This is a genomic window from Prauserella muralis, assembly GCF_003202285.1.
Lineage (GTDB): Bacteria > Actinomycetota > Actinomycetes > Mycobacteriales > Pseudonocardiaceae > Prauserella_B > Prauserella_B muralis.
On record NZ_MASW01000005.1, the window covers coordinates 550511 to 576323 of the forward strand.

The 25813-nt window shown below is 72.2% G+C and carries 24 protein-coding genes and 1 riboswitch; of the genes, 10 read left to right on the forward strand and 14 right to left on the reverse strand.

The window, feature by feature from the left end; translation table 11 throughout:
• Window positions 1–34: 34 nt before the first annotated feature.
• Window positions 35–1039 (reverse strand): LacI family DNA-binding transcriptional regulator, encoded by a 1005-nt coding sequence (locus BAY60_RS23370; RefSeq protein ID WP_112283566.1) that lies wholly within the window; start codon window positions 1037–1039, stop codon window positions 35–37.
• Between the two features lie 165 nt (window positions 1040–1204).
• On the opposite strand from BAY60_RS23370, the gene uxaC reads away from it, so the two are divergent.
• Window positions 1205–2629, forward strand: coding sequence for a glucuronate isomerase (gene uxaC, locus BAY60_RS23375; protein ID WP_112283172.1), 1425 nt, complete (start codon window positions 1205–1207; stop codon window positions 2627–2629).
• Between the two features lie 188 nt (window positions 2630–2817).
• On the opposite strand, the gene BAY60_RS23380 is transcribed toward uxaC, so the two are convergent.
• Together BAY60_RS23380 and BAY60_RS23385 are read right to left on the reverse strand one after the other, a co-directional pair.
• Complete coding sequence (locus BAY60_RS23380; protein WP_245992767.1) at window positions 2818–3384, reverse strand: dihydrofolate reductase family protein; 567 nt, start codon at window positions 3382–3384, stop codon at window positions 2818–2820.
• A 210-nt stretch (window positions 3385–3594) separates the two neighbouring features.
• On the reverse strand, window positions 3595–5892 hold the full coding sequence (locus BAY60_RS23385; protein ID WP_112283174.1) for a molybdopterin-dependent oxidoreductase: 2298 nt from the start codon (window positions 5890–5892) through the stop codon (window positions 3595–3597).
• 16 nt (window positions 5893–5908) lie between these two features.
• Here BAY60_RS23385 and pip point away from each other — a divergent pair, with 16 nt between their 5' ends.
• The 3 genes from pip to BAY60_RS23400 all read left to right on the forward strand — a co-directional run bounded on the left by pip (window position 5909) and on the right by BAY60_RS23400 (window position 7989).
• Entirely contained in the window at window positions 5909–6892 is a 984-nt protein-coding gene (pip, locus tag BAY60_RS23390) for a prolyl aminopeptidase (protein ID WP_112283175.1), read from the forward strand.
• A gap of 75 nt (window positions 6893–6967) precedes the next feature.
• Window positions 6968–7531, forward strand: coding sequence for a DUF305 domain-containing protein (locus tag BAY60_RS23395; protein ID WP_112283176.1), 564 nt, complete (start codon window positions 6968–6970; stop codon window positions 7529–7531).
• A 41-nt stretch (window positions 7532–7572) separates the two neighbouring features.
• Window positions 7573–7633, forward strand: a riboswitch (guanidine-III (ykkC-III) riboswitch).
• Window positions 7634–7674: 41 nt separating this feature from the next.
• Window positions 7675–7989, forward strand: a complete 315-nt coding sequence (locus tag BAY60_RS23400; RefSeq protein WP_112283177.1) for a DMT family transporter — start codon at window positions 7675–7677, stop codon at window positions 7987–7989.
• Between the two features lie 19 nt (window positions 7990–8008).
• Here the strand turns inward: BAY60_RS23400 and BAY60_RS23405 are convergent, their stop codons facing one another.
• Entirely contained in the window at window positions 8009–8524 is a 516-nt protein-coding gene (locus tag BAY60_RS23405) for a mycothiol transferase (protein WP_112283178.1), read from the reverse strand.
• 235 nt (window positions 8525–8759) lie between these two features.
• Here BAY60_RS23405 and BAY60_RS23410 point away from each other — a divergent pair, with 235 nt between their 5' ends.
• Window positions 8760–10016, forward strand: coding sequence for an MFS transporter (locus BAY60_RS23410; RefSeq protein WP_245992768.1), 1257 nt, complete (start codon window positions 8760–8762; stop codon window positions 10014–10016).
• 17 nt (window positions 10017–10033) lie between these two features.
• Here the strand turns inward: BAY60_RS23410 and BAY60_RS23415 are convergent, their stop codons facing one another.
• Window positions 10034–10933 carry a LysR family transcriptional regulator gene (locus BAY60_RS23415; protein WP_112283567.1) on the reverse strand — a complete coding sequence of 300 codons (900 nt, stop codon included), beginning with the start codon at window positions 10931–10933 and terminating at the stop codon, window positions 10034–10036.
• Between the two features lie 152 nt (window positions 10934–11085).
• On the opposite strand from BAY60_RS23415, the gene BAY60_RS23420 reads away from it, so the two are divergent.
• The gene (locus BAY60_RS23420) at window positions 11086–12570 is read left to right on the forward strand and encodes a 3-hydroxyacyl-CoA dehydrogenase (protein WP_112283180.1); all 1485 of its coding nucleotides are present in this window, start codon (window positions 11086–11088) and stop codon (window positions 12568–12570) included.
• Between the two features lie 18 nt (window positions 12571–12588).
• A complete protein-coding gene (locus tag BAY60_RS23425) occupies window positions 12589–13749 on the forward strand; it encodes an acyl-CoA dehydrogenase family protein (protein WP_112283181.1) in 1161 nt (386 codons plus the stop codon).
• Window positions 13750–13808: 59 nt separating this feature from the next.
• Here the strand turns inward: BAY60_RS23425 and BAY60_RS23430 are convergent, their stop codons facing one another.
• The 4 genes from BAY60_RS23430 to BAY60_RS23445 are packed head-to-tail and all read right to left on the reverse strand — an operon-like array spanning window position 13809 to window position 16680.
• Window positions 13809–14081: a DUF2277 domain-containing protein gene (locus BAY60_RS23430; protein ID WP_112283568.1), complete on the reverse strand. Its 273-nt coding sequence runs from the start codon at window positions 14079–14081 to the stop codon at window positions 13809–13811.
• A gap of 24 nt (window positions 14082–14105) precedes the next feature.
• Entirely contained in the window at window positions 14106–15059 is a 954-nt protein-coding gene (gene bla / locus BAY60_RS23435; protein ID WP_112283569.1) for a class A beta-lactamase, read from the reverse strand.
• Window positions 15060–15085: 26 nt separating this feature from the next.
• Window positions 15086–16327 carry an RNA polymerase sigma factor gene (locus tag BAY60_RS23440; protein ID WP_112283182.1) on the reverse strand — a complete coding sequence of 414 codons (1242 nt, stop codon included), beginning with the start codon at window positions 16325–16327 and terminating at the stop codon, window positions 15086–15088.
• The gene (locus BAY60_RS23445) at window positions 16324–16680 is read right to left on the reverse strand and encodes a YciI family protein (RefSeq protein WP_112283183.1); all 357 of its coding nucleotides are present in this window, start codon (window positions 16678–16680) and stop codon (window positions 16324–16326) included. The genes BAY60_RS23440 and BAY60_RS23445 overlap by 4 nt, the downstream gene beginning before the upstream one ends.
• Before the next feature lie 177 nt (window positions 16681–16857).
• Here BAY60_RS23445 and BAY60_RS23450 point away from each other — a divergent pair, with 177 nt between their 5' ends.
• From BAY60_RS23450 to BAY60_RS23460, 3 genes are all read left to right on the forward strand, one after another.
• Complete coding sequence (locus BAY60_RS23450; RefSeq protein WP_112283184.1) at window positions 16858–18147, forward strand: glucarate dehydratase family protein; 1290 nt, start codon at window positions 16858–16860, stop codon at window positions 18145–18147.
• A gap of 40 nt (window positions 18148–18187) precedes the next feature.
• Complete coding sequence (locus tag BAY60_RS23455; RefSeq protein ID WP_112283185.1) at window positions 18188–19516, forward strand: enolase C-terminal domain-like protein; 1329 nt, start codon at window positions 18188–18190, stop codon at window positions 19514–19516.
• 395 nt (window positions 19517–19911) lie between these two features.
• Complete coding sequence (locus tag BAY60_RS23460; RefSeq protein ID WP_112283186.1) at window positions 19912–20835, forward strand: nitroreductase/quinone reductase family protein; 924 nt, start codon at window positions 19912–19914, stop codon at window positions 20833–20835.
• Here the strand turns inward: BAY60_RS23460 and BAY60_RS23465 are convergent.
• The 5 genes from BAY60_RS23465 to BAY60_RS23485 are packed head-to-tail and all read right to left on the reverse strand — an operon-like array spanning window position 20795 to window position 25777.
• Window positions 20795–22342 (reverse strand): aromatic amino acid lyase, encoded by a 1548-nt coding sequence (locus BAY60_RS23465; RefSeq protein WP_112283187.1) that lies wholly within the window; start codon window positions 22340–22342, stop codon window positions 20795–20797. The genes BAY60_RS23460 and BAY60_RS23465 overlap by 41 nt on opposite strands.
• Before the next feature lie 9 nt (window positions 22343–22351).
• Window positions 22352–23269 carry an ABC transporter substrate-binding protein gene (locus BAY60_RS23470; protein WP_112283188.1) on the reverse strand — a complete coding sequence of 306 codons (918 nt, stop codon included), beginning with the start codon at window positions 23267–23269 and terminating at the stop codon, window positions 22352–22354.
• Between the two features lie 26 nt (window positions 23270–23295).
• Window positions 23296–24021 carry an ABC transporter permease gene (locus tag BAY60_RS23475; protein WP_112283570.1) on the reverse strand — a complete coding sequence of 242 codons (726 nt, stop codon included), beginning with the start codon at window positions 24019–24021 and terminating at the stop codon, window positions 23296–23298.
• Complete coding sequence (locus BAY60_RS23480) at window positions 24018–24668, reverse strand: ABC transporter permease (protein ID WP_245992769.1); 651 nt, start codon at window positions 24666–24668, stop codon at window positions 24018–24020. Before BAY60_RS23480 ends, BAY60_RS23475 begins: the two co-directional genes overlap by 4 nt.
• Window positions 24665–25777, reverse strand: a complete 1113-nt coding sequence (locus tag BAY60_RS23485; protein ID WP_112283189.1) for an ABC transporter ATP-binding protein — start codon at window positions 25775–25777, stop codon at window positions 24665–24667. The genes BAY60_RS23480 and BAY60_RS23485 overlap by 4 nt, the downstream gene beginning before the upstream one ends.
• Window positions 25778–25813 lie beyond the last annotated feature (36 nt).

Genomic DNA, 25813 nt, shown 5'->3' on the forward strand with positions numbered 1-25813 from the left:
CCGTTGACCGGCGGCCAGGACTTCGTGTCGTCGTTCAGTGCGCGCCGCGCCCGGTGGGCAGGGCGACGGCCGTGGTGTCCCTGACGAGCAGCTGTGCGGGCACCTCGCGGCGGGACGACGCGCGGACACCGGGCGTGGCCAGTTGCTGCAGCAGCAGCTCCACGGCCGCGCGCCCGCATTGCGCCTTGGGGATCGACACCGTGGTCAGCGCCGGGCTGAACATGGCCGACATGGGGATGTCGTCGATGCCGACCACGCTCAGCTCGCCCGGCACGTCCACGCCCCGCGCGGCGAGCCGGGTCAGCAGCCCGAGCGCGATGAGGTCGTTGTAGGCGATCACCGCGGTCACGTCGGCGGCGATGACCAAGTCGGCCGCCGCGACGCCCCCTTCGAACTGCGGGGGCACGTTGCCGATCTCCACCAGCTCGGCGTCCTCGGCGGCGACCGCCGTCCGCACCCCGCGCTGGCGCTCACGGTTGGACCAGCTGCTGCGGGGGCCCGCGACGTAGCCGATGCGGCGATGCCCCAGTGCGGCGAGGTGGGCCACCGCCTGACGCATGCCGTCGACGTTGTCGATGGTGATGGCGGGGATGTTCGATCCCCTGCGGTTGACGACGACGAGCGTCGAGCAGTCGGCTGCCTCCCGCATGTCGTCGGCGCTCATGCGCGGCGAGCACAGGATGATGCCGTCCACCTGTTTGGCCAGGGCCTTGACCAGGCCCAGCTCGGCCGAGGGGTCCTCGTCGGTGTCGGAGAGGAACACCGAGTAGTCGGCCTCGCGCGCCCTCGCCTGGATGCCCTTGACGACCTCCGGGAAGAACGGGTTCGCGAGGTCGGGCACGATCAGCCCGAGGTTGCCCGTGCGCCCGGTGATGAGCCCGCGGGCCGCCCGGTTGGGCAGGTAGCCCAGCTGCTCGGCCGCCCGCAGCACCAGTTCGCGCGTGCGGGGATCGACCAGCTCGGAGTTGGAGAACGCGCGGGACACCGTCGATGCCGAGACTCCCGCGGCCTTGGCCACGTCGCGGATCGTGACTGCCATGTCGGTGTTCCCGCTTCCGTCGAGGACGTGCACGGCGCACGTGCTCGCAGCAGCATGCAATCGTTTTCATCGATGTGTCAAGGGTCGGTCGAACATCCCTTGCGGCAAGGGAAACCCACGTGCAACCCTTTGCACACCCAACCTCACCGGGGAGGAAACCAGCTGATGGCCACACCGCTCGCCCCGCATCCCGACCGGGCGTTGCCCGCAGAGCCCGGCGTCCGGGCGATCGCCAGGAGGATCTACGCGCGGACGCGCTCGCTGCCGCTGGTCTGCATGCACGGTCATGTCGAGGCGCAGGTGCTGGCCGAGGACGAGCCGTTCGGCGACCCGGCGCAGCTGTTCGTGGTGCCCGACCACTACGTCACCCGGATGCTCGTGTCGCAGGGCATGCGACTGGAGGAGCTGGGGGTGCCGCGCCGCGACGGCGGGCCGGTCGAGACCGATCCCCGGCGCATCTGGCGCAGGCTGTGCGAGAACTGGCACCTCTTCCGGGCAACGCCGTCGCGCTACTGGCTGGAGCACGAGCTGGCCGAGGTGTTCGGCATCGACGTGCAGCCCAGCGCGCAGACGGCCGACGTGATCTTCGACCGGCTCTCGGCCGCACTGTCCACACCGGAGTTCCGGCCGCGGGCGCTGCTGGAGCGGTTCGGCATCGAGCTGATCTCCACCACCGACTCGGCGACATCGGATCTGCGCTACCACGCGATGCTGCGCGACGACGGGCTCGGTGACCGGGTAATCCCGACGTTCCGGCCGGACGCCGTGGTGCACGTGGGACACGATGCCTGGCGCAAGCAGGTCGAGCAGCTCGGCAGCCTCACCGGTGCCGACACGAGCGGTTATGCGGGCTTTCTCGAGGCACTGCGCAGGCAGCGCGAGACGTTCGCCGATGCGGGTGCGCTGGCCACCGACCACGGGCATCTGTCCACGGACACGACACCGCTGGAGGACTCCGAGGCGGCGCGCGTGTACGAGCGGGCGCTGGCGGGTGAGGTCACCGAGGCCGAGGCGCGGGCCTTCGCCGGGCACATGCTGTTCGTCATGGCCGGGATGTCGGTCGAGGACGGCCTGGTGATGCAGCTGCATCCCGGGGTGCTGCGCGACCACCACGAGCCGACGCACCGGGCGTTCGGCTCCGACCGGGGCTTCGACATTCCGGTGCCCGCCGAGTTCACCCGCGGGCTGCGCCCGGTGCTGGAAGCCTACGGGCATCACCCGAACTTCCGGCTGATCCTGTTCACTGTGGACGAGACCGTGTACAGCAGGGAGCTGGCGCCGCTGGCCGGGGCGTATCCTTCGGTGCGGCTGGGTGCGCCGTGGTGGTTCCTGGACAGCCCCGACGGCATGCGGCGGTTCCGGGAGCTGGCGACCGAGACGGCGGGCTTCTACAACACGTCGGGCTTCGTCGACGACACCCGCGCCTTCGCCTCGATCCCGGCACGGCACGACCTGGCCCGCCGGATCGACGCGGGTTACCTGGCCCGCCTGGTTGCCGAGCACCGGCTCAGCGAGGACGAGGCCACCGAGACGGCGGTGGACCTCGCCTACCACCTGCCCAAGCTCGCCTACCAGCGCCGCACCCCCTGACGCCCGCGAGTCCTGCGTCCAGGCCCGCGAGTCCTGCGTCCAGGCCCGCGAGTCCTGCGTCCAGGCCCGCGAGTCCTGCGTCCAGGCCCGCGAGTTCTGCATTGCTGGGTTTCGGGCGTCCGCTCCGAACCTGCGTGATGGAAGGTCTGCGCCGCGCGCAGGGAATTGCACCGCGGTGAGAAGGAACTCTATCCGGCCTGATCGCGGGTGGCGGGCCGGTAGCGCAGGTCGACCACGCGCAGGGGATCACCGTCGTGCACGCGGTGCCAGCGCACCGGCTCGATGCCGGGACAGTCGAACAGGCGGATGCCATCGCCGAGCATGACGGGCGCGAGGTGGACGTAGAACTCGTCGACGAGGCCCCGCTGCACGCACTGCCGGGCGATGTCGGCGCCGAAGACTTCCAGGTTCTTGCCGCCCGCGGCGTCGAGCCCGATCCGGACGGCCTCGGCGATGTCACAGGTGAGGAACGTGATGCCGGGGTCGGGCTTCGCGTCCTCCGGATGATGGGTGAGCACGAACACCGGGCCGTCGAAGGCTCCGCCGTAGGCCTGCTTCGACGGCTGGTCGCTGTGCTCGGCACCCGCATCGAAGCCTCGCCGGCCGGCGAGGATGGCGCCCAGGCCGGCCACCGACTCCTCCACGGTGCCCGGTGCCAGCGACATGCCGCTCGTCCAGTCCATCTCGTGGTTCGGGCCGGCGATGAAGCCGTCCAGGGACATCGACACGTGCCACACCACGTTGCCACGGCTCATGCGTTCCGCTCCTTTCCCGTCGCGTCGCCAAGGTGGACCGCGCAGCGAGCCGGAACTCATCGGTTGAGGCAGCACGGACGCTGTCGCGGGCCTGCCATCGAACGGAGACACGAAAGGGGCCTCGGCAACGCGGAACGCGGTCCGGCCCGTGGACTGGGGGCCAAAGGAACCATGTGACGGGCCTGCCCGGCCGATGCATTCCCGGAAGCTCTACGCGTCCACCCCGCGTGGCGGCTCGTGGGCCCGGACGGGCGGCGGGGTGCCGGTGAACGCCTCCACCTGCACCCGCGTGAGCTGGCCCGTGCAGCCCTGCGCCAGCCGGGACGTCCCGACGTCGCGGGTCAGCACGTTCGGGTTGCCGTGCACACACGTGGCGACCTCGGGTGCGCTCGGGTCGAACCAGGCGCCCGTCGACAGCTGCGCCACCCCCGGCCGCACCGCGTCGCTCAGGACCAGCCCGGCCAGTGCGCTACCGGTGGCGCTCGTGACGCGCACCAGGTCGCCGCCGGCCAGGCCGCGCGCGGCAGCGTCGTCGGGATGCAGGCGCAGCGGCTCCCGTCCGTGCACCTTCGCCTCGGCGCTCGTCGCGCCGTGGTCGAGCTGGCTGTGCAGGCGGGTCGCCGGGTTGTTGGCCACCAGCAGCAGCGGGAACTCTCCGTCTCCGAGCGGCTCGGCCAGTTCCTCCGGCGCGAGCCAGGCGGGATGGCCGGGACAGTCGGCGTAGCCGTAGGAGGCGATCTCCGCGGAGTACAGCTCGATCAGCCCACTCGGGGTGGACAGGCGGTGCCGCCGCGGGTCGGCGCGGAAGTCCTCGTACAGCACGTGCCGCGCGGGCTTTCCCGGCAGCTCGATCCGGCCGGCCTGCCAGAACGCGGCGAAGTCCAGGCCGGGGTCGAGTTCCCCGGGCAGGCGGGCGCGCCAGTCCTCGTAGAGGTGCTCGATCCACTCGCGCTCGCCGCGGCCGCCGGTGAACTCCTGCTCGACGCCCAGTTCGGCCGCCAGCGCCCGGAAGATCGCGAAATCGGAGCGGGCCTCGCCCAGCGGCGGCGCCACCCGGTGCATCGCGATGAGCGCGCTGTCCTGCCGGGCGCAGCCGAGGTCGTCCCGTTCGAGGGTGGTGGTCGCAGGCAGCACGAGGTCGGCGTGCCGGGCCATGGCCGTCCAGAACTGCTCGTGCGCGATCACCGTGTCGGGCCGGGCGAACGCCCGGCGCAACCGGGTCAGGTCCTGGTGGTGATGGAACGGGTTGCCGCCCGCCCAGTACACCAGCCGGATGCCGGGATAGCGGCGCCGCTGCCCGTCGAAGTCGTACTCCTGTCCCGGCTCCAGCAGCATGTCCGCCACCCGCGCCACCGGGATGTACTCCTCCACCGGGTTACGGCCCTGCGGCAGGGTCGGCAACGGATACGGCAGGCTGCCCTCGCCGACGCCCGCCGACGAGCCGTAGCCGTGGCCGAAGCCCCCGCCGGGCAGGCCGATCTGGCCGAGCACGCACGCCAGGGCGATGCCCGCCCACACCGGCTGCTCGCCGTGGCGGGACCGCTGCAGGGACCAGCTCAGCGTCACCATCGTGCGCCGTGCGGCCATCTGCCCGGCGAGCCGGACGATGGTGGCCGCGTCGATGCCGGTGAGCGCCGCCGCCCACGCCGCGTCCTTGACGACACCGTCGTCGGCACCGAAGAGGTAGTCCCGCAGCCGGTCGAAGCCGGTGCAGTGCGTGCGCAGGAAGTTCTCGTCGTGCAGCCCCCGGTCGACGATCGTCTGGCTCAGCGCCAGCAGCAGCGCCGTGTCGGTGCCCGGCACCACCGGCAGCCATTCGGCGTCCAGCTCCGCGGCCAGGTCGTCGCGCAGCGGGCTGATGAGCGTGAACCGGGCCCCGCGGGCCCGCGCGGCCCGCAGGTGACCCGGCACCGTGTGCCGGGCGGCGCCGCCCGCATTGACCTGCGCGTTCTTCGCCGGCATGCCGCCGACGCACACGAAGTGTTCGGTGTGCTCGGCGAGCACGGGCCACGACGTCGGGTTGTCGAGCGGTTCCAGGCCGCCGACGACGTGCCGCAGCAGCGGCGCCGACGCGCCGAAGCTGTAGTTGCCGACCGAGCGCACGCAGCCGCCGAGCACGTTGAGGAACCGGTGGATCTGGCTCTGCGGGTGGTGGAAGCGGCCCGCGCTGCCCCAGCCGTAGGAGCCGCCGTAGAGCGCGGTGTTGCCGAACGTGCGGCGGCAGCGGTCGAGCTCGGCCGCGGCGAGCTCGATGGCCTCGGGCCAGCTCAGCCGGACGTACTCGTCGTGGCCGCGCCTGCCGTCCGCCCCGGGGCCGCCGTCGAGCCAGCCTCGGCGCGCGTAGGGGGCGAGCACCCGCAGCCGTTCGTCGAGCGCGGCGGGAATGTTGCGCAGCAACGGCGAGGGCGCCGGGTCCCGGGGATCGGGCCGCACGTCCAGCCCGTCGCCCGCGTAGGCGGCGTGGAACGGTCCCCAGTGCGCGCTGTGCGGCCGGTATCCCTCGATCACGAACCCATGATGCGCGATGGGCCGCGCTGCTACGGTGGCGCCCGTGCTGCGGGCGCTGTATCCGGAGATCGAACCCGATGACCGCGGACTGCTCGATGTCGGCGACGGGCACCGGCTTTACTGGGAGACCTGCGGCAATCCGGACGGCAAACCGGCGGTCGTGCTGCACGGCGGGCCCGGCTCCGGGTGCACGGCGGGGGCGCGCAGGTTCTTCGACCCCCGCGTCTACCGGATCGTGCTGTTCGACCAGCGCAACTGTGGCCGCAGCGTGCCGCATGCGAGCGAGCCGGACGTCGACCTCTCCACCAACACCACCTGGCATCTCGTCGCGGACCTGGAGCGGCTCCGGGACCATCTCGGCATCCAGCGGTGGCTGTTGTCGGGTGCGTCGTGGGGCTCGGTGCTGGCGCTGGTCTATGCGCAGCGGTATCCCGAGCGGGTCACCGAGCTGGTGCTGGCCGGAGTGGCCACCGGCAGGCGCAGCGAGACCGACCTGCTCACCCGCGGCCTCGGCGGCCTGTTCCCCGAGGCCTGGGCGCGGTTTCGCGCGGGCGTGCCGGAGTCCGAGCGCGACGGCGACCTCGCCGCCGCCTATCACCGGCTGCTGTTCGACGCCGATCCGGCCGTGCGCGCCCGTGCCGCGCGCAGCTGGTGCGACTGGGAGTGCGCAGTCATCCCGACCGCGCCGCCGAACCCGCGCTACGACGACCCCGACTTCCGGCTGGCATTCGCGCGGATCGTCACCCACTACTTCAGTCACGGCTCGTGGCTGCAGGAAGCCGCCGTGCTGGCCAAGGCGCATCGGCTGCGCGGCATCCCCGGCGTGATCGTGCAGGGCGAGCTGGATCTGTCCAACCTCAGCGGCACGCCGTGGCAGTTGGCAGCGGCCTGGCCCGGCGCCGAGCTGCTGTTCGCACGCGGCACCGGCCACAACAGCAGCTCCACCGAGGAGTCGCTGCGTGTGGAGGCCACCGACCGCTTCGCCGCGACATTCGGCTGAACCGTTCCGTGCGCCGCCGCGTATCCCCTGTCGTCGGGGCACTGTCGAGCATGGAACAGAGGACACATGCGACGTATGGCACCGACCGTGTTGATCGTGCTGCTGCTCGGCCTGCTGGCCGGCTGCGGTCCCGAGTCCGAGCAGGCTCCCCTCGACGGCGGCGGGACGGGAGGTGGAGGCAACGCCGCCGACGTCGCGTTCGCGCAGGCGATGATCCCGCACCACGAACAGTCGATCGAGCTCGCCGAGCTGGTTCCGCAGCGCCGGACGTCGGACTATGTGCGGGAGCTGGCGGCGGAGATCACGCGCAAGGAGACCGCCGAGATCGAGCGGATGGCCCAGTGGCTGCGTGCGTGGGGCGCGGCGGTGCCCTCCGCTGCCGACCACGCCGGGCACGCGATGCCGGGAATGCTGGCGCCCGGAGCCATCCCCGCACTGCAGGCGGCCCCGGACGACGCCTTCGAGCAGCGGTGGCTGCGGACCTTGGCCACTCACCTCGGTCACGGCATCGACATGGCCGAGAAGCTGCTCGCACAGGGCAGCCACCCCGGGACCCGGACGCTGGCCGAGAACATCGTCAACGCCCAGCAGGCCGAGGTGGCCACGATCAACGACCGCCTGGCGGCGGCCCGCGGCTGAGCGGCCCGCGTTCGCGCACCGGACGATCGTCGCGTGCTAGCCTCGAGGCGACGATCGTCCCGGACGAGCGCGTCGTACCCGGTCACGACAAGACGACGCAGTGATGTAGCAGCTCGATACGCATTGCTGTGGAGGGGTTTCCCGTGGCCTGGGTCGCGTTGATCGTGTCCGGTTTGTTCGAGACGGTGTGGGCGGCGGCGCTCAGCGTGTCGCGCGGACTCACCAAGCCGGTTCCCACCGTCGTCTTCGTCGTCGCCCTTGCGCTCAGCATGCTCGGCCTGGGCTATGCGCTGCGCACGATCCCGGTCGGCACCGGTTACGCCGTGTGGGTGGGCATCGGCGCGGTCGGCACCGCCGCCTACGGCATGGTGGCCCTGAACGACCCCGTGAGCGCGGGCCGCATCGTCTGTCTGGTGCTCATCATCGCCGGCGTGGCCGGGCTGAAGCTCCTGCACTGACATCCACTGTGGACTTCCGTCAGGCGCCGGTCCTGCCGTCCACCCGTTCGCGCAGCAGATCTGCGTGGCCGTTGTGCCGGGCGTACTCGCCGCACAGGTGCAGGTAGATCATGCGCAGCGAGAACGTCTCGCCGCCCACCTCCACGGTGTCGTCCAGTGACGCGCCCGCCACTGCCTTGTCGGCCAGCCTGATCTCGCTCACGAGCGCTGCGTAGTCCTGCTCGGCCCGCAACGGATCGAGCACGTCGAAGTCGGTGTCCAGCTTGCGGTCGGCATCGTGCAACGGCTCCACGGGTTCGCCCGCGAACCGTTGCCGCAACCAGATCCGCTCCACCTTCGCCAGGTGCCGCAGCAGGCCCAGCAGCGACAGGTTGGACGGCGGGACGGCGCGCTCGGCCAGTTGCCGGCCGGTGAGGCCCGCGCAGCGGTCGAGCAAAGTCGCGCGCTGCCAGTCCAGGTAGCCCCTGATCATGGGGCCGTCGTCACCACTGAGCGGCCCGCTCGGGCGTGCGACGGGCGGAGCGGTCCAGGTCATGGGACCCATCGTGCCCTGCGAGCCCGTCGGCGTGAACAGGGGCACCCGCCGCGCTGGTGTCCGCGCGTCCGGCGTCGGCGTTACCGGGAACACCCTGTTGGCATCGCCACACCTTTGCCAGGTTTAGCGCGCGAATTCGCAGGTAGCGTTGGCCGTCGGTCGCTGATGACCTTGAACGTGTGATCGTCTTCTCCGGGTCCTGTTGCTGCGGGCCCGTCTCGTAAGGGGTTGGACCGTGCGGCGAGAACTGCCGCTGATGCTGCGCGCGCTGCGTAACCACAACTACCGGCTCTGGGCCACCGCCGACCTGATCTCCGTCACCGGCACCTGGATGCAGGTGCTCGGGCTCAACTGGGTCGTGCTGGAGATGACCGGCTCCGCCACGTCCCTCGGGGTGTCCGTGCTGCTGAGCACCCTGCCCGCCATGCTGCTCGGCCCATGGGCGGGCTCGCTCGCCGACCGGTTCCCGCCGCGGCGCCTCGTGCTGGCGGCCGAGAGCACCCACCTGGCACTGGCGCTGGTGCTGGCCTACGTCGTGTGGCAGGGGCTGCCGCTGGGCGCCGTGTACGCGCTGACGGCCGCCTCCGGGCTCATCGGCACGTTCGGCGGTCCCGCGCTCGGCCGGTTCGCCAGCCAGGTCGTGCCTCGCGAGGACCTCGGCAACGCGCTGGCCTGGAACTCCATCGTCAACTCGGTCGGCAGGGTGCTGGGCATGAGCCTGGCCGGGGTGCTGGTGACGGCGGCGGGGCAGCCCGTGCTGTTCCTCATCAACGCGGCCAGCTTCCTGGCCGTGATCGGCACCATCAACGTCATGCGCACCCGCGAGTTCCATCCCCTCGAGGTCAGCGCACCGGAGCAGGCGGGCGTGCGCGCCGGACTGGGTTACCTGCGCGGCAGGCGGCCGCTGCTGATCCTGTTCGCGCTGGGGTTCGTGCTCTCGGCGCTGGGCCGCAACTACCAGGTCACCATGGCGGCGATGGCCGAGGGCCCGCTCGGCGCGGGCGCGGCGGGCTACGGCGTGCTGTCGTCGGTGTTCGCCGTCGGCACGGTCCTCGGCGGCCTGGTGACCGCCCGGATCCGCGAGCTGACCATGCCGGTGCTGCTGGGTGCCGCGGCCGTCACGAGCGTGCTGCAGGCGCTCAGCGGCTACCTGCCGGGACTGCTCGGGTTCGCCGCGCTGATCCTGCCCATCGCGGCGGGCGCGGTGCTGATCGACACGGCCAAGAGCACCCGCCTGCAACTGGACGCGGCCGAGGGCATGCGCGGCCGCATGCTCGCGATCCAGGGCACGGTCGCCGCGGGCGCGGGCGCCGTGGGTGCACCGCTGCTGGGCTGGCTGTGTGAACGACTCGGCCCGTCACAAGCCCTGCTCGTCGCCGGCCTGGTCACGCTGGCGGCCACGGCGCTGGCCGCCGCGGCATCCCGGGCACCCCGGCCCATGCCCGAGCGTCCGCTGGCGCTGCCCGCCGCCGCCGCGGCGGGGGGCAGCTGAGCCACGGCGGCCGTGGCTCAGCTACGCGCCGGGCTCGGCAGCGCCTGCTCGGCGATCGTCAGCACGGCCCGCAGCGCCGCCGACGGATTGTCCGTGCGCCACGCGAGCGCCGCCTGCAGCCGCACGCCCGGCCCCGCGAGCGGCCGGTAGACGAGGCCGGTCTGCTGGATGTGCTGGCATGACGTGAGCGTCAGCGTCACGCCGACGCCCGCCGCCACCAGCGCGAGGATCGTGTACGAGTCGGGCGCCTCCTGCACCACCCTGGGCGTGAACCCGGCCTCGGCACACGCCCGCACGGTGGCATCGCGCACCGTCGACCCGGCGTTGGCGGGAAAGCTCACGAACGGCTCCTGCGCCAGGTCCCCGATCGTGATCTCGGCGCGCCGCGCGAGCGGGTGGTCGGAGGGCAGCGCGCAGACCATCGCCTCCTCGTCGATCACGCGGGCGGCGACGTTCGGCTGCGTCACCGGCAGCCGCACGAAACCCAGATCAAGCGATCCGTCGGCGACGTGCGCGAGCGCCACGTTGGCGTAGGTCTGGCCCCGCAGCACCAGCTCCACCCCCGGGTGTGCCGCGCGGACGGCCCTGGTCAGCAACGGCAGGCTCTCGTGGCTGGAGGCGCCCGCGAAGCCCACCGTCACCCTGCCGTACTCGCCGCGCCCCGCCGCCTTGGCCGCGCGGGCGGCGAGGTCCAGGTCGTCGAGCACGCGGCGGGCAGGGCCGAGAAACGCCTCGCCCGCGCTGGTCAGGCGCACCGACCGCGTGTTGCGCTCGAACAGCTGGACACCCAGCTCCTTCTCCAGCTGCCGGATCTGCTGGCTCAGCGGAGGTTGAGCCATCCGCAGCCGCCGCGCCGCGCGCCCGAAGTGCAGCTCCTCGGCGACCGCGAGAAATGCCCTCAGGTACCGCAGCTCCACCCGCACTCCCCTATTGTTCCGCCGCTCATCTCAATGCGAGCCTAATTCGGTATTGGACGCCACTCAATCGGCTGGGGCAGGCTGCCTGCTGCCCCCTGTGCTGCGCGAGGATGGCGCCGGGGCGGGGCACCAACGCGAGGAGGACACACAGGATGCGGATCAGGATCGTCGGCACCGGGGTGATGGGCCGTGGCATCGCGCAGTGGGCGGCCACGGCCGGGCACACCGTCGAACTGGCCGACGCGCGCCCCGCATCGGTGGACGAGGCGATCACGTTCATCCGGGGACTGCTCGACCGCTCGGTGCGCAAGGGCCGTACGACGGCCGCCGACGCCGAGGCCATCACCGGCAGGCTCGTGCCCGTCGACGGCCCCGCCGCGCGCGGCGACGACCTGGAGCTGGTGATCGAGGCGGTGCGCGAGGACCTCGGCACCAAGGCGGAGCTGTTCGGCGACCTGGAGCGCGTCCTGCCGACCACGACGATGTTCGCCACCAACACCTCGTCACTGCCGATCACCCAGCTCGCCGCCGAGTTGGCCGACCCGTCGCGGCTGTGCGGCCTGCACTTCTTCAACCCGGTGCCGCTGATGAGGCTCGTCGAGGTGATCCCGGGCGCCAAGACCCGCCCGGAGGTCGTCACCGCGCTGAGCACGTTCGTCGCCGACACCGGCCACCGCGCCGTCGTGGTGGCCGACACTCCGGGCTTCCTCGTCAACCACGCCGGGCGCGGCCTGGTCACCGAGGCGCTCGCCCTGCTGGAGGAACGCGTCGCCGAGCCCGCCGACCTGGACCGCATCGCCCGCGACGTGCTCGACCTGCGCATGGGCCCGTTCGAGCTGATGGACCTCACCGGGCTCGACGTCACCGCCGCCGTGATCGACTCGATCTGGCACGGCTTCCGCTACGCCGAACGGCTCCGCCCCTCGTTTCTCACCCCCAACCGCGTGGCCGCGGGCCTGCACGGCCGCAAGACCGGACGTGGCTGGTTCGACTACCACGACGGCGCCGAACCGCCCGCCGAGCCGCCCGTCGCCGGCGATGCCTCCCGCCCGGTCTGGACACCGGAGACGGTCCGCGACGCCCTGGCCGACACCGGCGCCGAGCTGGAGAGCGGCGAGACACCCACCGAGGCGGCCATCGTGCTCGTGCCCACCTGGGGCACGACGGTGGCCGCCTCGGTCGCCGAGCACGGCCACCCCGCCGCCCGCACCGTCGGGGTCGACCCCCTGTCGCTCGCCACGCCCCGGCGCGTGCTGGCCGTCACCCCGGCGACCGACCCGACCGTCGCCCGCGACGCCAGGGCAGTGCTGGCACTGGGCGGCCACCAGGTCACCGCCGTGCGCGACACCGCGGGTTCCCCCGCGCAGCGGCTGATCGCCTCCATCGTCGCCGTCGCCACCGCCATCGCCGAACGCGGCATCGCCGAGCCCGCCGACATCGACGCCGCCGTCACGGCCGGGCTCGGCTACCCGGTGGGGCCGCTGGCCTGGGGCGACCGGATCGGCGCCCGGGAACTGCTGACGCTGCAACGCAACCTGCACGCCACCACCGGCGACCCCCGCTACCGCCCGACCCGCTGGCTCACCGAACGCGCACAGCTCGGCCTGTCACTGACCGACGCGGGCACCGCGCCCTGACACCACCGGAGGACAGACATGCTGGCCAGGGACTTCGGCCTCACGCAGACGCAGCGGGACTTCCGCACGATGGCCGCCGAGTTCGTCGACGCCGAGATCGTGCCGCACGCCGCCGAGTGGGACCGCGCGGAGCGGGTCGACCAGGCGGTGGTGGGGCGCCTCGGTGAGCTGGGCTTTCTGGGCCTCATGATCGACGAGCGCTACGGCGGCGTGGCCGCCGACATGCTGTCCTACGTGCTCGTCACCGAGGAACTGGGCCGCGGCGACTCGGCCGTGCGCGGCATCGTGTCCGTGTCCCTCGGCCTGGTCGCCAAGACGATCGCCGCCCACGGCACCGACGAGCAGCGCGAGCGGTGGCTGCCACGGCTGGTCAGCGGCCAGGCACTCGGCTGCTTCGCCCTCACCGAACCCGGCACCGGCTCCGACGCGGGCTCGCTGCGCACCCGAGCCACACGTGACGGCGGCGACTGGCAGCTGCGGGGCAGCAAGATGTTCATCACCAACGGCACCTGGGCCGAGGTTGCCCTCGTCTTCGCCAGGACCAGCGAGCACGGCATCACCGCCTTCCTCGTGCCCACGGACTCCCCCGGCTTCACGGCCACCGAGATCACCGGCAAGCTCGGCCTGCGCGGGCAGGCCACCGCGGAACTCACCCTCGACGGCGTGCGCGTGCCCGACTCGGCCCGGCTCGGCGAGGTCGACCGCGGCCTGGGCATCGCGCTGGGCGCCCTCTCCCGCGGCCGGATCTCGGTCGCCGCGGGCGCCGTCGGCGTCGCGCAGGCCGCGCTCGACGCCGCCACCCGCTATGCCGGCGAACGCGACCAGTTCGGCAAACCGATCGCGGCCTTCCAGCTCGTTCAGGAACTGCTCGCCGACGCCGCCGTGGACGTGCAGGCCTCACGGCTGCTCACGCACCACGTGGCCAGGATGGCCGACGCCGGAGTCGCGCCCCGCGACTACGCCACCGACGCCTCGGCCGCCAAGTACCACGCCAGCGAGACCGCGGTGCGCGTGAGCAACAACTGCCTGCAGGTGTTCGGCGGCTACGGCTTCATCGACGAGTACCCCGCGGGCAAGTACGTGCGCGACGCCCGCGTACTGACGCTGTACGAGGGCACGAGCCAGATCCAGAAACTGATCATCGGCAGGGCGCTGACCGGCGTCAACGCGATGAGCTGACGCCTGCCTGGCTGGCCCGTCCAGCCGCGCGACCGGTCGGTGACACGCGGCTGCGCCGCTCAGGCGCGCTTGGCCGCCAGCCGCGCCCGTACCTCGGGACGGCGCAGCGGCGGCACGGTCGGTGGCGGCGTCCGCCGCGCGGGCAACTCATCCAGCAGGCGAGCCGTGATCTCCGCGATCTCGGCGGCGGCCCGCTCGATCGGCTCCCTCGTCGCCCCCGACACCGACTGCACGCCGCTGACCTTGCGGACATACTGCAGCGCGGCGGCGTGGATCTCCTCCGCGGTCGCGCCGGGCTCCAGCCCGCGCAGAATCGTGATGTTGCGGCACATGCCCACAATCTACGCCGGGCGGACTCACGTGGTCAGCGCCTCGACCGCGATCGTCGTGACTTCGGCGATCAGCGCGGGATCCGCATCGGCGTCCCGCTCGCCCCGGGTGGACAGCACGGCGATCACCAGCGGCGAGCCGGAGGGCGGCCACACGATGCCGACGTCGTTACCGGTGCCGTACCCGCCGCTGCCGGTCTTGTCGGCCACCCGCCAGCTCTCCGGCACCCCGGCGCGCATCTTGTCCGCGCTCGTCGTCGTAGCGAGCATCCAGGCGCGCAGGCGCTCCCGCCCCGGCGCGGCGAGCACGTCGCCGAGCACGAGCGCCCGGTAGGTCGCGGCGATGTTCGCCGGCGTGGTGGTGTCGCGCGGATCGCCGGGCACCGCGCTGTTGAGGTCCGGCTCCACCCGGTCCAGGCGGGTGACCGTGTCCCCCGCCGCGTGGGCCAGCGCGGTGACCCCGCGCGGCCCGCCCACCAGCTCCAGCAGCTTGTTGGCGGCCGTGTTGTCGCTGTGGGAGACGGCTGCCTCGCACAAGTCGGCGACGGTCAGCCCCGAGCCGGCATACCGCTCGCACACGGGCGAGTACGGCACGAGATCCGCCGCGCTGATGCCGATCCTGCGCCGCAGCAGCCTCCGCTCGTCCTCGCTGCGGCGCAGCACGGCGGCCGCCGCGAGCACCTTGAACGTCGAGCACATCGCGAACCGCTCCGCGGGCCGGTGGCGCAGGGTCCTCCCGGTCCCGGTGTGCTCGGCCACCACGCCGAGCCGCGCACCGAACCGCCGCTCGAGCTGCCGTAGCGCCCGCTCGTGCTCCCGCTCGGCCGCCCGGCCAGGTGTGGTCGCGGTGGCCGAAGCCCCAGCCGACCCGGCCGACGGCGTGGACGCGGGGCCACCACCGCAGGCCGCGAGCAGCGAGCCGGCCGCGGCCACGGACAGAACCGAGCGGCGAGACACGCTCCGGCCGCCCCCAGCTGGCATGATCATCACCGTTCAGCCTGCCACAGTCAGGAACCTTCGTGCGGCAGCGCGCGCAGCGCGCGGTCGAGCAGCCTCCGCTCGGGCTCGTTGCCGCACCGCTCGAGTGCCTTGCGGTAGGCCTGCGCCGCCTCGCTGTGGCGGCCCAGCCTGCGCAGCAGGTCGGCGCGGATGGCGTGGAACAGGTGGTAGCCGTCCAGCCGCAACTCGTCCACCAGCGCGAGCCCGGCCGCGGGCCCGTCGGCCTCGGCCACCGCGACGGCGCGGTTGAGCGCGACCACGGGGCTCGGCGCGAGCGCGACGAGATGGTCGTAGAGCCGCACGATCTGCCGCCAGTCGGTGCTCTCGGCGCTCGGCGCGTCGCTGTGCACGGCGTTGATCGCGGCCTGCAGCTGGTACGGGCCCGGCTGGTCGCGGCGCAGGCAGCGGCGGACGAGGTCGTGCCCCTCGGCGATGAGCGCCCGGTCCCAGCGGGTGCGGTCCTGTTCGGCCAGCCGCACGAACTCGCCGTCCGGCCCGGTGCGTGCCGGCCTGCGCGCCTCGGTGAGCAGCATCAGCGCCAGCAGGCCGAGCACCTCCGGCTCGTCGGGCATCAGCTCGGCGAGCACCCGGCCCAGCCGCACGGCCTCCGCGCACAGGTCCTCGCGCACCAGCGCGTCACCGGAGGTGGCCGTGTGTCCCTCGGTGAAGATCAGGTACACCACGGCCAGCACCGCCCGCAGCCGCTCGGGCAGATCCGCCTCGGCGGGCACCCGGTACGGGATCCGCGCGTCGCGGATCTTGCGTTTGGCCCGCACCAGCCGCTGCGCCATGGTCGGTTCCGGCAGCAGGAACGCCCGCGCGATCTCGGTGGTGGTGAGCCCGCCGAGCAGCCGCAGGGTCAGCGCCACCTGCGCCTGCGTGTTCAGCGCCGGATGGCAGCAGGTGAAGATCAGGCGGAGCCGGTCATCGCGCACGGCACCCTCCTCGGCGGGTTCGTCCCGGGCGTGCAGCAGGGCCGCCTCGGCGTGCCGCTCGTCGCGAGTGGATTCCTTCCGGAACCGGTCGATCGCCCGGTTGCGGGCGGTGGTGATGATCCAGCCTGCCGGGCTCGGCGGCACTCCCGCCGACGGCCAGCGGCGCGTCGCCTCCGCGAAGGCCTCCTGGACGGCCTCCTCGGCGAGGTCGATGTCGCCGAGGAGGCGGACCAGCACGGCGACCGCGCGGCCGTACTCCTCGCGGAAGACGCGCTCGACCGTCGCCGCCCGCGCGCCGTATTCGGGGCCCGTCACGTGCAGCTGACGCCGAATTCCATCGGCCGCACCTCGATGGGCAGCGTGATCGCCTCGGCGAGCTTGCGACCCCACTCCAGCGCGGCGTCGAGGTCGGCGGCCTGGATGACGGTGAATCCACCGATGTGCTCCTTGCCCTCGATGTAGGGGCCGTCGGTGGTGAGCAGCTCACCGTCCTTGGCGTGCAGCACCGTGGCGGTCCCCGGCGGGTTCAGCCCTGCGGAGAACACCCACGCCCCCGCCTCGCGCAGCTCGGTGTTGACCGTCTCCAGCCTGCGCATGATCGGGTCCAGGACCTCGGGCGGCGGCGGGTCGCCGTCGGGCTGGTAGATGCTGAGCAGGTACTGCTTCATGCGACGCTCCTTTTCGCGGTCGTGGTCGTCTCCTCACTCTCCACACGAACGACGTCGCGCCGGATCGACACGCCTGCGACACCATTTTCTCGCGTGTTGGCCGCCCACATCCGAGCTTGCGTCTCGTTATCTGTCATGCGTCTACACATGTAGACGACTGGCGGCTACACTGCCCGCGTGTCCGATCATCCGAGCGCCGGTCCGCTCCGCATCCGCGACGTCCGCATCACACCGGTCGCCTTCCACGACCCGCCCCTGCTGAACACCGTGGGCGTGCACGAGCCGTTCGCGCTGCGCGCCGTCGTCGAGGTGATCACCGACGAGGGCCTGCACGGACTCGGCGAGACCTACGGCGACGCCGCGCACGTGGCGCGCCTGCGCGCGGCCGCGGACCTGCTGACCGGCGTCGACGTGTGGCACACCTCCGAACTCGAACGCCGGGTCGGCGCCGCGCTGTCGGCCGACACCAGCACCGCGGGCCACGGCATGAGCGGCATGGTCACCGGCAGCAGCACCGTGCACCGGGTGGCCTCGCCGTTCGAGGTGGCCTGCCTGGACATCCGGGGCAAGGCGCTCGGCCGCCCGGTCAGCGACCTGCTCGGCGGCGCCGTGCGCGACCGTGTCGAGTACAGCGCCTACCTGTTCTACAAGTGGGCGGGCCACCCCGGCGCCGCGGCCGACGACTGGGGCCCGGCCCTCGAACCCGCCCAGCTCGTCGAGCAGGCCCACCGGATGATCGACGGCTACGGCTTCACCGCCATCAAGCTCAAGGCCGGTGTCCTGCCACCGGAGCAGGAGATCGCCGCCGTCCATGCCCTCCGCGAGGCGTTCCCCGCCCTGCCCCTGCGCATCGACCCCAACGGCGCCTGGAGCGTCGAGACCGCCGTGCGCGTCGGCAAGGAACTCGAGGGGATCATCGAGTACCTGGAGGACCCGGTCACGGGCATCGACGGCATGGCCGCGGTCGCAGGCGAGGTCGCCATGCCGCTGGCCACCAACATGTGCGTGGTCGCGTTCGACCACCTCAGGCCCGCGGTCGCCGCCGACGCCGTGCAGGTCGTGCTGTCGGATCACCACTTCTGGGGTGGCCTCGACCGCTCCCGCACCCTCGCCGCCATCTGCGACACGTTCGGCCTCGGCCTGTCCATGCACTCCAACTCGCATCTGGGCATCAGCCTCGCCGCCATGACCCACCTCGCGGCGGCCACCCCCAACCTCACCTACGCCTGCGACACGCACTGGCCGTGGAAACGCCCCGACGAGGACGTGGTCACGCCGGGCGCACTCACCTTCGCCGACGGCGCGGTGGCCGTCCCCACGGCACCCGGCCTCGGCGTCGAACTCGACCGCGAGGCACTGGACCGCCTGCACGAGCATTACCTCGCCTGCGGCATCACCGAGCGCGACGACACCGGCTACCGCCGCCGGTTCGAACCCGGGTTCGACCCCTCACCACCCCGCTGGTGACGAACCTCCCTCCCCTTCCACGCACGAAAGCGAGCCACGCATGAGCAGCACCCCCGTCGTGACCGCCTACCGCGTCGTCCCCGTGGCGGGCCGCGACAGCATGCTCCTGAACCTCAGCGGCGCCCACGCCCCGTTCTTCACCCGCAACCTGCTGATCCTCACCGACTCCGACGGTCGCACCGGTGTCGGCGAGGTACCGGGCGGGCCCGCCATCACCGCCACGCTGGAGGACGCCGCCGAGCTGGTGCTCGGCGCGCGCGTCGGCGACCACCACGCGGTGCTCGGGGCCGTGCGCGAGCGCTTCGCCGCCCGGGACGCGGGCGGCCGCGGCCGGCAGACCTTCGACCTGCGGGTCACCGTCCACGCGTGCACCGCCATCGAGTCGGCCCTGCTGGACCTGCTCGGCCGCCTACTCGACCTTCCCGTGGCCGCGCTGCTGGGCGACGGCAGGCAGCGCGACCGGGTTCCCGCGCTCGGCTACCTGTTCTTCGTCGGCGACCGCACGCGCACCGACCTGGACTACCGCTGCGGGCAGGACGGTCACGACTGGCTGCGGCTGCGCGACGAGCCCGCACTCGACGCCGACGCCGTGATCGCGCTGGCCGAGGCCGCCCGTGCCCGCTACGGGTTCACCGACTTCAAGCTCAAGGGCGGCGTGCTGCCCGGCGACGAGGAGGTCGAGGTGATCACGGCGCTGGCCGAACACTTCCCCGACGCCAACGTGACGCTCGATCCGAACGGGGGCTGGCTGCTCACCGACGCGATCCGCCGGGGACGGCGGCTGCGCGACGTGCTCGCCTACGCCGAGGACCCGTGCGGCGCCGAGGACGGCTACTCCGGGCGGGAGGTGCTGGCCGAGTTCCGCCGCGCCACCGGACTGCGCACCGCCACCAACATGGTCGCCACCGACTGGCGCCAGCTCGGCCACGCGGTCCGCGAGCACGCCGTGGACATCCCGCTGGCCGACCCGCACTTCTGGACGATGCACGGCTCGGTCCGGGTGGCACAGCTGTGCCAGGCGTGGGGACTGACGTGGGGATCGCACTCCAACAACCACTTCGACGTGTCGCTGGCGATGTTCACCCACGTCGCCGCCGCCGCGCCCGGTGAGATCACCGCCATCGACACCCACTGGATCTGGCAGGACGGGCAGCGCCTCACCCGCGAGCCGATCCCGCTCGCCGACGGCCACCTCACCGTGCCGGACGAACCGGGCCTCGGCGTCGAGCTGGACCCGGACCGCGTGGAGGCCGCACACGAGCTGTACCGCGAGCACGGGCTCGGCGCCCGCGACGACGCACTCGCCATGCGCTACCTCGTTCCCGGCTGGACATTCGACCCCAAACGGCCGGCGCTCGACCGAGGCTGAAGGCCCCGGCGGTCGATGCATGGTGTTGTGTGGTGTGGATACCTCGAGGAGTGGTTGACGGGCGGCAAAGCCGCCCTGTGCCCTGCTGTATAGGTCATTATACACCAATCCATCTTGACGGGCGGAGCCCGCTTCCGCTCTAATGGCTCCCCGTGTCGCGTGTTGCTGAGCATTCACCCGCCAGCCATGGAGGCACCTTGACACTGTCCGGGGGGTCCATCGTGGGTACACGACTCCGCCGCTGCTGACACCGCCGAGCGAGGCGTGGCGCTGTCGCACCACTGCCCCGCGGCGTTGCTGTCCACGCTCTGTCGTCCTTGCCGCAGGCGCACGGAAAACCCGTGCTCGCCCGCCGCTGTCCTCATGCCACCTGTCTGTCCACAGGAGACCTCGTCATGCCCGAAACCCAGTACAACCCGCACCACCGTCCCGAGCCACACCTCAGTGAATTCAACCGGCCCGTCGTCGAGGAGTTCCGCGCCAACGCGGGCCGCGTCGGAGGCCCGTTCGCGGGCGGTGACCTGCTTCTGCTCACCACGGTGGGAGCGAAGTCCGGCCGGGAGCACACCACTCCCCTCGCCTACGTCCGGATCGAAGGGCGCCTGCTCGTCGTCGCATCGGCAGGCGGATCGCCCCGCAATCCGGACTGGTACCACAACATCCTCGCCCATCCGATGGCCCGCGTGGAGCTGGGCGACGAGGCCTTCGGCGCCGTCGCCGTTCCCGTCGAGGGCGCTGAACGCGACCGGCTCTTCGACCTCGTCGTGCGCGCGGTGCCCGGCTTCGGCGACTACCAGGCCACAGTGCAGCGACGGCTTCCCGTCGTCGCACTGGAACGGCAGTTCGCCGACACGCCACCCTGGAAGCTGTCCTCGCTGGGCGACAAGCTCGTCGAGGTGCACACCTGGCTGCGCGAACAACTCCGGCACGTCCGGGCCGAAGTGGACGCCCACTTCGCGGCCCGCGACGCGGCGGACCCGGCGCCGGCCGGCCTCGGCCTGCAGATCCGCCAGCACTGCCTGGCCTTCTGCGAGTCACTGGAGTTCCACCACACCAGTGAGGACAATGCGGTGCTGCCCGACCTGGAACGGCGGTATCCGGAGCTGTCCGGCGTCATCGGACGCCTGCGGGCGGAGCACCGCACCGTGGCCCGCATCCGCGGCGAGCTGGAGACGCATCTGGCGAACCTGCCAGGCGCCGATCCCGCCTCGTTCCGCGCCGAGCTGGACCGGATGGCCACCGAACTGGAGGTGCACCTGGACTACGAGGAGCAGCAGCTCATTCCCGTGTTCGCGCGGATTCCGCTGCCGGGGTCGTGAGCAGCGCCCGGAGGTCGCTGTGCACCGGCTCCGCGCCGAGCACCTCGCGCGCCACCCGCTCGACGTCGTCACCACTCGGCCGGTCGTCGTCGAGCGGGGGCACGACCTCCCGGATCTCCGTCAGCAGCCGCTGCGGGCCGTGACCCAGCCGTGCCGGTGCGGCGAGGTGCACAGCCTGCGCGGCGGCAAGCGCCTCCACGGCGAGCAGGTAACGCAGGCGGGTAAGCATCGCCGCCAGCCTGCGCGCGCCGAACGCGGCGTTGGTCGAGTCGTCCTCCACGCCGTCGGCGCTCTGCCGTGGATCGGTGCACACGGGCGTCGCGGCGTGGCGGATCTCCGTCACCAGCGCCTGCGCCGTCTTCACCAGGGGCGCCAGCCCCGACCGTTCCGGACCGTACGGGGAGAGGTTGGCGGGCAGGCCGCTCACCGACGCGTCCAGCAGGCGCTGGGTACGTCCTGCCGACAGGGCCGCCGTCTGGCACAGCGCCAGCGCCAGCGTGTCGCAGGCCAGGGCCAGCCCTGGTGTGTGGAAGTTCCCGGTGGACAGCACCTCGCCGTCGTCGGCGAGCACGATCGGGTTGTCGCCGCTGCCGTTCAGCTCGGTGGCCAGCACGTTGTCCAGGAAGGACAGTGCGGCACGCAGCGAGCCGTGTGTCTGCGCGACGCAGCGCAGGCTCAGCGGGTCCTGGATGCGCCGTGCCGCACGCGGATCGGTCAGCTCGCCGCCCTCCAGCAGCGCCAGCAACCCGGCGGCCGCCTCCTGCTGCCCGGGAGCCGGGCGGGCCCGTTGCGCCCGGGGATCGAGCGGGCTGGTGTTGGCGCGGAAGCCCTCGTAGGTCAGGGCGGCCACCGCCTGGGCAAGCATCCAGGTGGTGTCGGTGTCGGCAGCCGCCAGCGCGGCGGTTCCCGCGGCCAGCGGGCTGGCGCCGCACAGCACCAGGCCGTCCTTGGGTCCCAGCGGCACCGGCTCCAGCCCGGCGCGGCGCAACGCCACCGCGGAGTCGAGTACGTCTCCCGCCAGCTCGGCCCGCCCCTCCCCCACGACGGCGAGCGCGATGTGGGCCATCTGGTTCAGATCGGACGCCCCGATCGAGCCGGTCTCCGGCACCACAGGGTGCACCCCGGCGTTGAGCATGTCCACGAGCAGGTTCGCCACCGCGGGCGTGATCCCGCTGCCGCCCGCGGCGATGCCGCCGAGCCTGGCCAGCATCGCCGCGCGCACGACCTCGGCGGGCAGCGCAGCGCCGACGGCGTTGGCCCTGCCGCGCACGGTCCGCAGGCTGAACGCGGCGAGCTCCGCACGCGGCAGCGCGTGCCCCGCGCGGGAGCCCAGTCCCGTGGTGACGCCGTAGGCGGGCACCTGCCGGTCGACCACATCGTCGACGACCGCGCGCTCGCGTTGCAGCCACCCGGGCACGGCGTCCGCGAACGCGACGCGAGCGCCGTGCCGGGCGGCCTCGAGCACATCGCCGGGGGTGAGCGGCCGCTGCCCCACCACGATCGTCACGCCGGACCTCTACAGCATGCCCTGCTGGGACAGGAAGTCCTTCGCGACAGCCTCGGCGTTCTCGTGGTCGACGTCGATCCGCCGGACCATCTCGGTGACGTTCTCCGTCGTGAGCGCGGCCGAGATCTTGTTGAGCACGGACTTCACCGTGTCGTTGGCCTTCGACTCGCGCACCAGCGGCACGATGTTCTGTGCGATGTGGATGTGCTTCGGGTCCTCCAGCACCACGAAGTCGTTCTCGGTGATCGCGCTCTGCGTCGTGAACAGCTGCGACACGTCCACCTCACCCGACTTCAGGGCCTCCACGGTGATCGGGCCCGCCGTGTCCAGGGTCTTGTACTCCTTGAACTTCAGCCCGTACACCTCTTCGAGCCCCTGCAGGCCCGCCTTGCGCTCACGGAACTCCGGCGAGCCGCCGACGACGAGCTGGGACGCGACCGGCTTGAGGTCGGCGATCGTGGTGAGGTCGTACTTCTGCGCCGTCTCCTTGCGGACGACGATCGCGTCCTCGTCCACGGCCTCGGACTTCTCCAGCGCGATCAGGTCGTCGGGCAACGCCTTGCGCAGCGCGGCGTCGACCTGCTCCGACTCGGTCTGCGTCGCATCCTTGTCGAAGTACAGCAGCAGGTTCCCGGTGTACTCGGGCACGAGGTCGATCGAGCCGTCCTGCACGGCGGGGATGTAGACCTCACGGCTGCCGATGTTGAGCTTCTTCTCGACCTTGAGGCCCTCGGCCTGCAGTGCCTGCGCGTACATCTCGCCGAGCAGTACGGCCTCCGAAAAGTTCGCGGAGCCGACCGCGATGGTGTCCTGCGCGGGTTGCTCGCCGCTGTCCCCGGACAGCGGGTCGCCGCCACCGCCGCACGCCGCGAGCGTGACGGCGGCCGTGCCCGCGACGGCGAGCACGGCGAGTCGTTTCCTGAGCACTCGGTCCTCCTGGTGGGTTGGGCGAATCAGTGGGCGAGTTCGGCGGCCGGTTCGGCCGTGGGCTCCTGCGTGGCGGCGGCCCGCTGGGCGCGTCCGGTGAGCCCCGCGGAGACGAGCAGGCGCTGCAGCAACACGAGCACGCCGTCCAGTGCGATCGCGAGCAGCGCCACGAGCACGGCGCCCGCGACCATCTCGGCGTAGTCGCGCACGGCGAAGCCGTCGATGACGAACCGGCCGAGCCCACCGAGCGACAGGTAGGCGGCGATGGTCGCCGTGGACACGATCTGCAACGTGGCGCTGCGCATCCCGGAGAGCACCAGCGGCAGCGCGATCGGCAGCTCCACTCTGGACACGATTCTGGTCTCGGTCATGCCCATGCCCCTTGCCGCGTCGATCACCGCCGGTTCGACGCCACGGACCCCGGCGTACGTCGAGGCGAGGATCGGCGGGACGCCGAGTGCGACCAGTGCGATCAGCGCGGGCACAAGGCCGAGACCCAGCCCGAGGACCAGCAGCATGAGCAGGCCGAGACTCGGAAAGGAGCGGGCCGCGTTGCCGAGGTTGATGGCGAAGAACGCTCCCCTGCCGGTGTGCCCGATCAGCAGGCCCACGGGCAGCGCGATCGCGGTGGCGATGGCCAGCGAGAGAGCCGTGTACCACAGATGTTCGAGCATCCGGACCGGGATGCCGCGACTGCCGGACCAGTTGTCGGCGTCGCCGAAGAACTCCAGCAGCTGGGAGAACAGGCTCATGAGGCGCCCCCGGCCCTGGCCCACGGCGTCGTCACTCGTTGCAGCAGCACGATCAGGGCGTCGGCGGCGAGCGCCAGCACGATCGACAGCACAGTGCCGACGACGATCGGGGTGGCGAAGTTGCGGTTGAACCCGTCGGTGAACAGCTCGCCGAGGCCGCCGATGCCGAGCAGGGCGCCGACGCTGACCATGCTGATGTTGGCGACCGTGACGAACCGCAGACCGGCGAAGATGAACGGCGCCGCGAGTGGCAGCTCGATCCTCAGCAGTTGCCGCCACCGCTCGTATCCCATGGCCGACGCGGCCTGGGTGACGTGACCGGGCACCGACCGCAGCCCGTCGGAGACCGAGCGGACGAGCAGTGCGCCCGCGTAGATCGTCAGCGCGATGATGATGTTGACCGGGTCGAGGATCTGCGTGCCGATGATGCCCGGCAGGATCACGAACAGGGCGAGCGATGGGATCGAGAACAGGATCGCGCTGCTCGCGAGCATCGGGCCGTAGAGCTTGCCCCAGCGGGCGACGAGGAAGCCGACCGGCAGCGCGACGAGCAGGCCGAGCGCCACGGGCACGAGTGCGAGGTAGAGGTGGAAGGCCAGCAGCTCGCCGATCCGGTCCAGGTTGCTGGACACCCAGTCCCAGCTCACGAGGTCTCCCCGGCCAGCGCGCCCTGGCTCGACACGTGCCGGGCGATCTCGGTGGCCCCGGCCACGCCCACGTACGCGCCCTCGGCGTCCACGCACACGGCCTGGCCGCACGGCGAGCTGAGCGCTCCGTCGAGCGCGAACCGCACGGGGCCCTCGGCGGTGAACGTCGTGCCGACCGACACCAGATGGGACCTGTCCACCGACGGGATCGCCGGATCGGTCACGTCGAGCCAGCCGGCGGGCCTGCGCTCGGGCCCGAGCACCAGCACCCACTGGTCGCCGCCCGCGACGGCTCGCGCGTCGGCGAGCGAGCCGCCGAGACCCACGGTGGGCGCCTCGTGCACCGGCAGCTCCGCGGCCCGCACGAACTGCAGGGCCCGGTAGCCGCGGTCGCGGCCGACGAAGTCCTCCACGAACTCGTCGGCGGGTTGTGCCAGCAGCTCCGCGGGCGGCGCCAGCTGCGCCAGCCTGCCGCCGACCCGCAGCACGGCCACGTAGTCGCCGAGCTTGATGGCCTCGTCGATGTCGTGGGTGACGAACACGATGGTCTTGCCCAGCTCCTCCTGCAGCCGGAGGAACTCGTCCTGCAGGCCCGCCCGCACGATCGGGTCGATGGCGCTGAAGGGCTCGTCCATCAGCATGATCGGCGGGTCGGCGGCGAGCGCCCGCGCCACGCCGACCCGCTGTTGCTGCCCACCGGAGAGCTGCGCAGGGTAGCGCCGGGCGAACGAGGAGGGCAGGCCCACCCGCTGCAGCAGCTCGTGGGCCCGCTCGCGCGACTTCTTCTTGCTCCAGCCGAGCAGATGCGGCACCGTCATGATGTTGTCGAGCACCGTCTGGTGCGGGAACAGCCCGCCCTGCTGGATGACGTAGCCGATGCCGCGGCGCAGCTCGACCGCACGGACGCTCTGCACGTCCCTGCCGTCCACGAGGATGCGGCCGGAGGTGGCTTCGATGCTGCGGTTGACCATCCGCAGCGACGTCGTCTTGCCGCAGCCGGACGGTCCGACCAGGACAGTGATCTTGCCCTGGGGAGCCTCGATGCTCAGGTCGTCCACCGCCACCGTGCCGTCGGCGTAGCGCTTGGTCACGTTGTCGAATTCGATCACAGCGGGCTCCACCAGTCTGAATAGATTCATTCATCC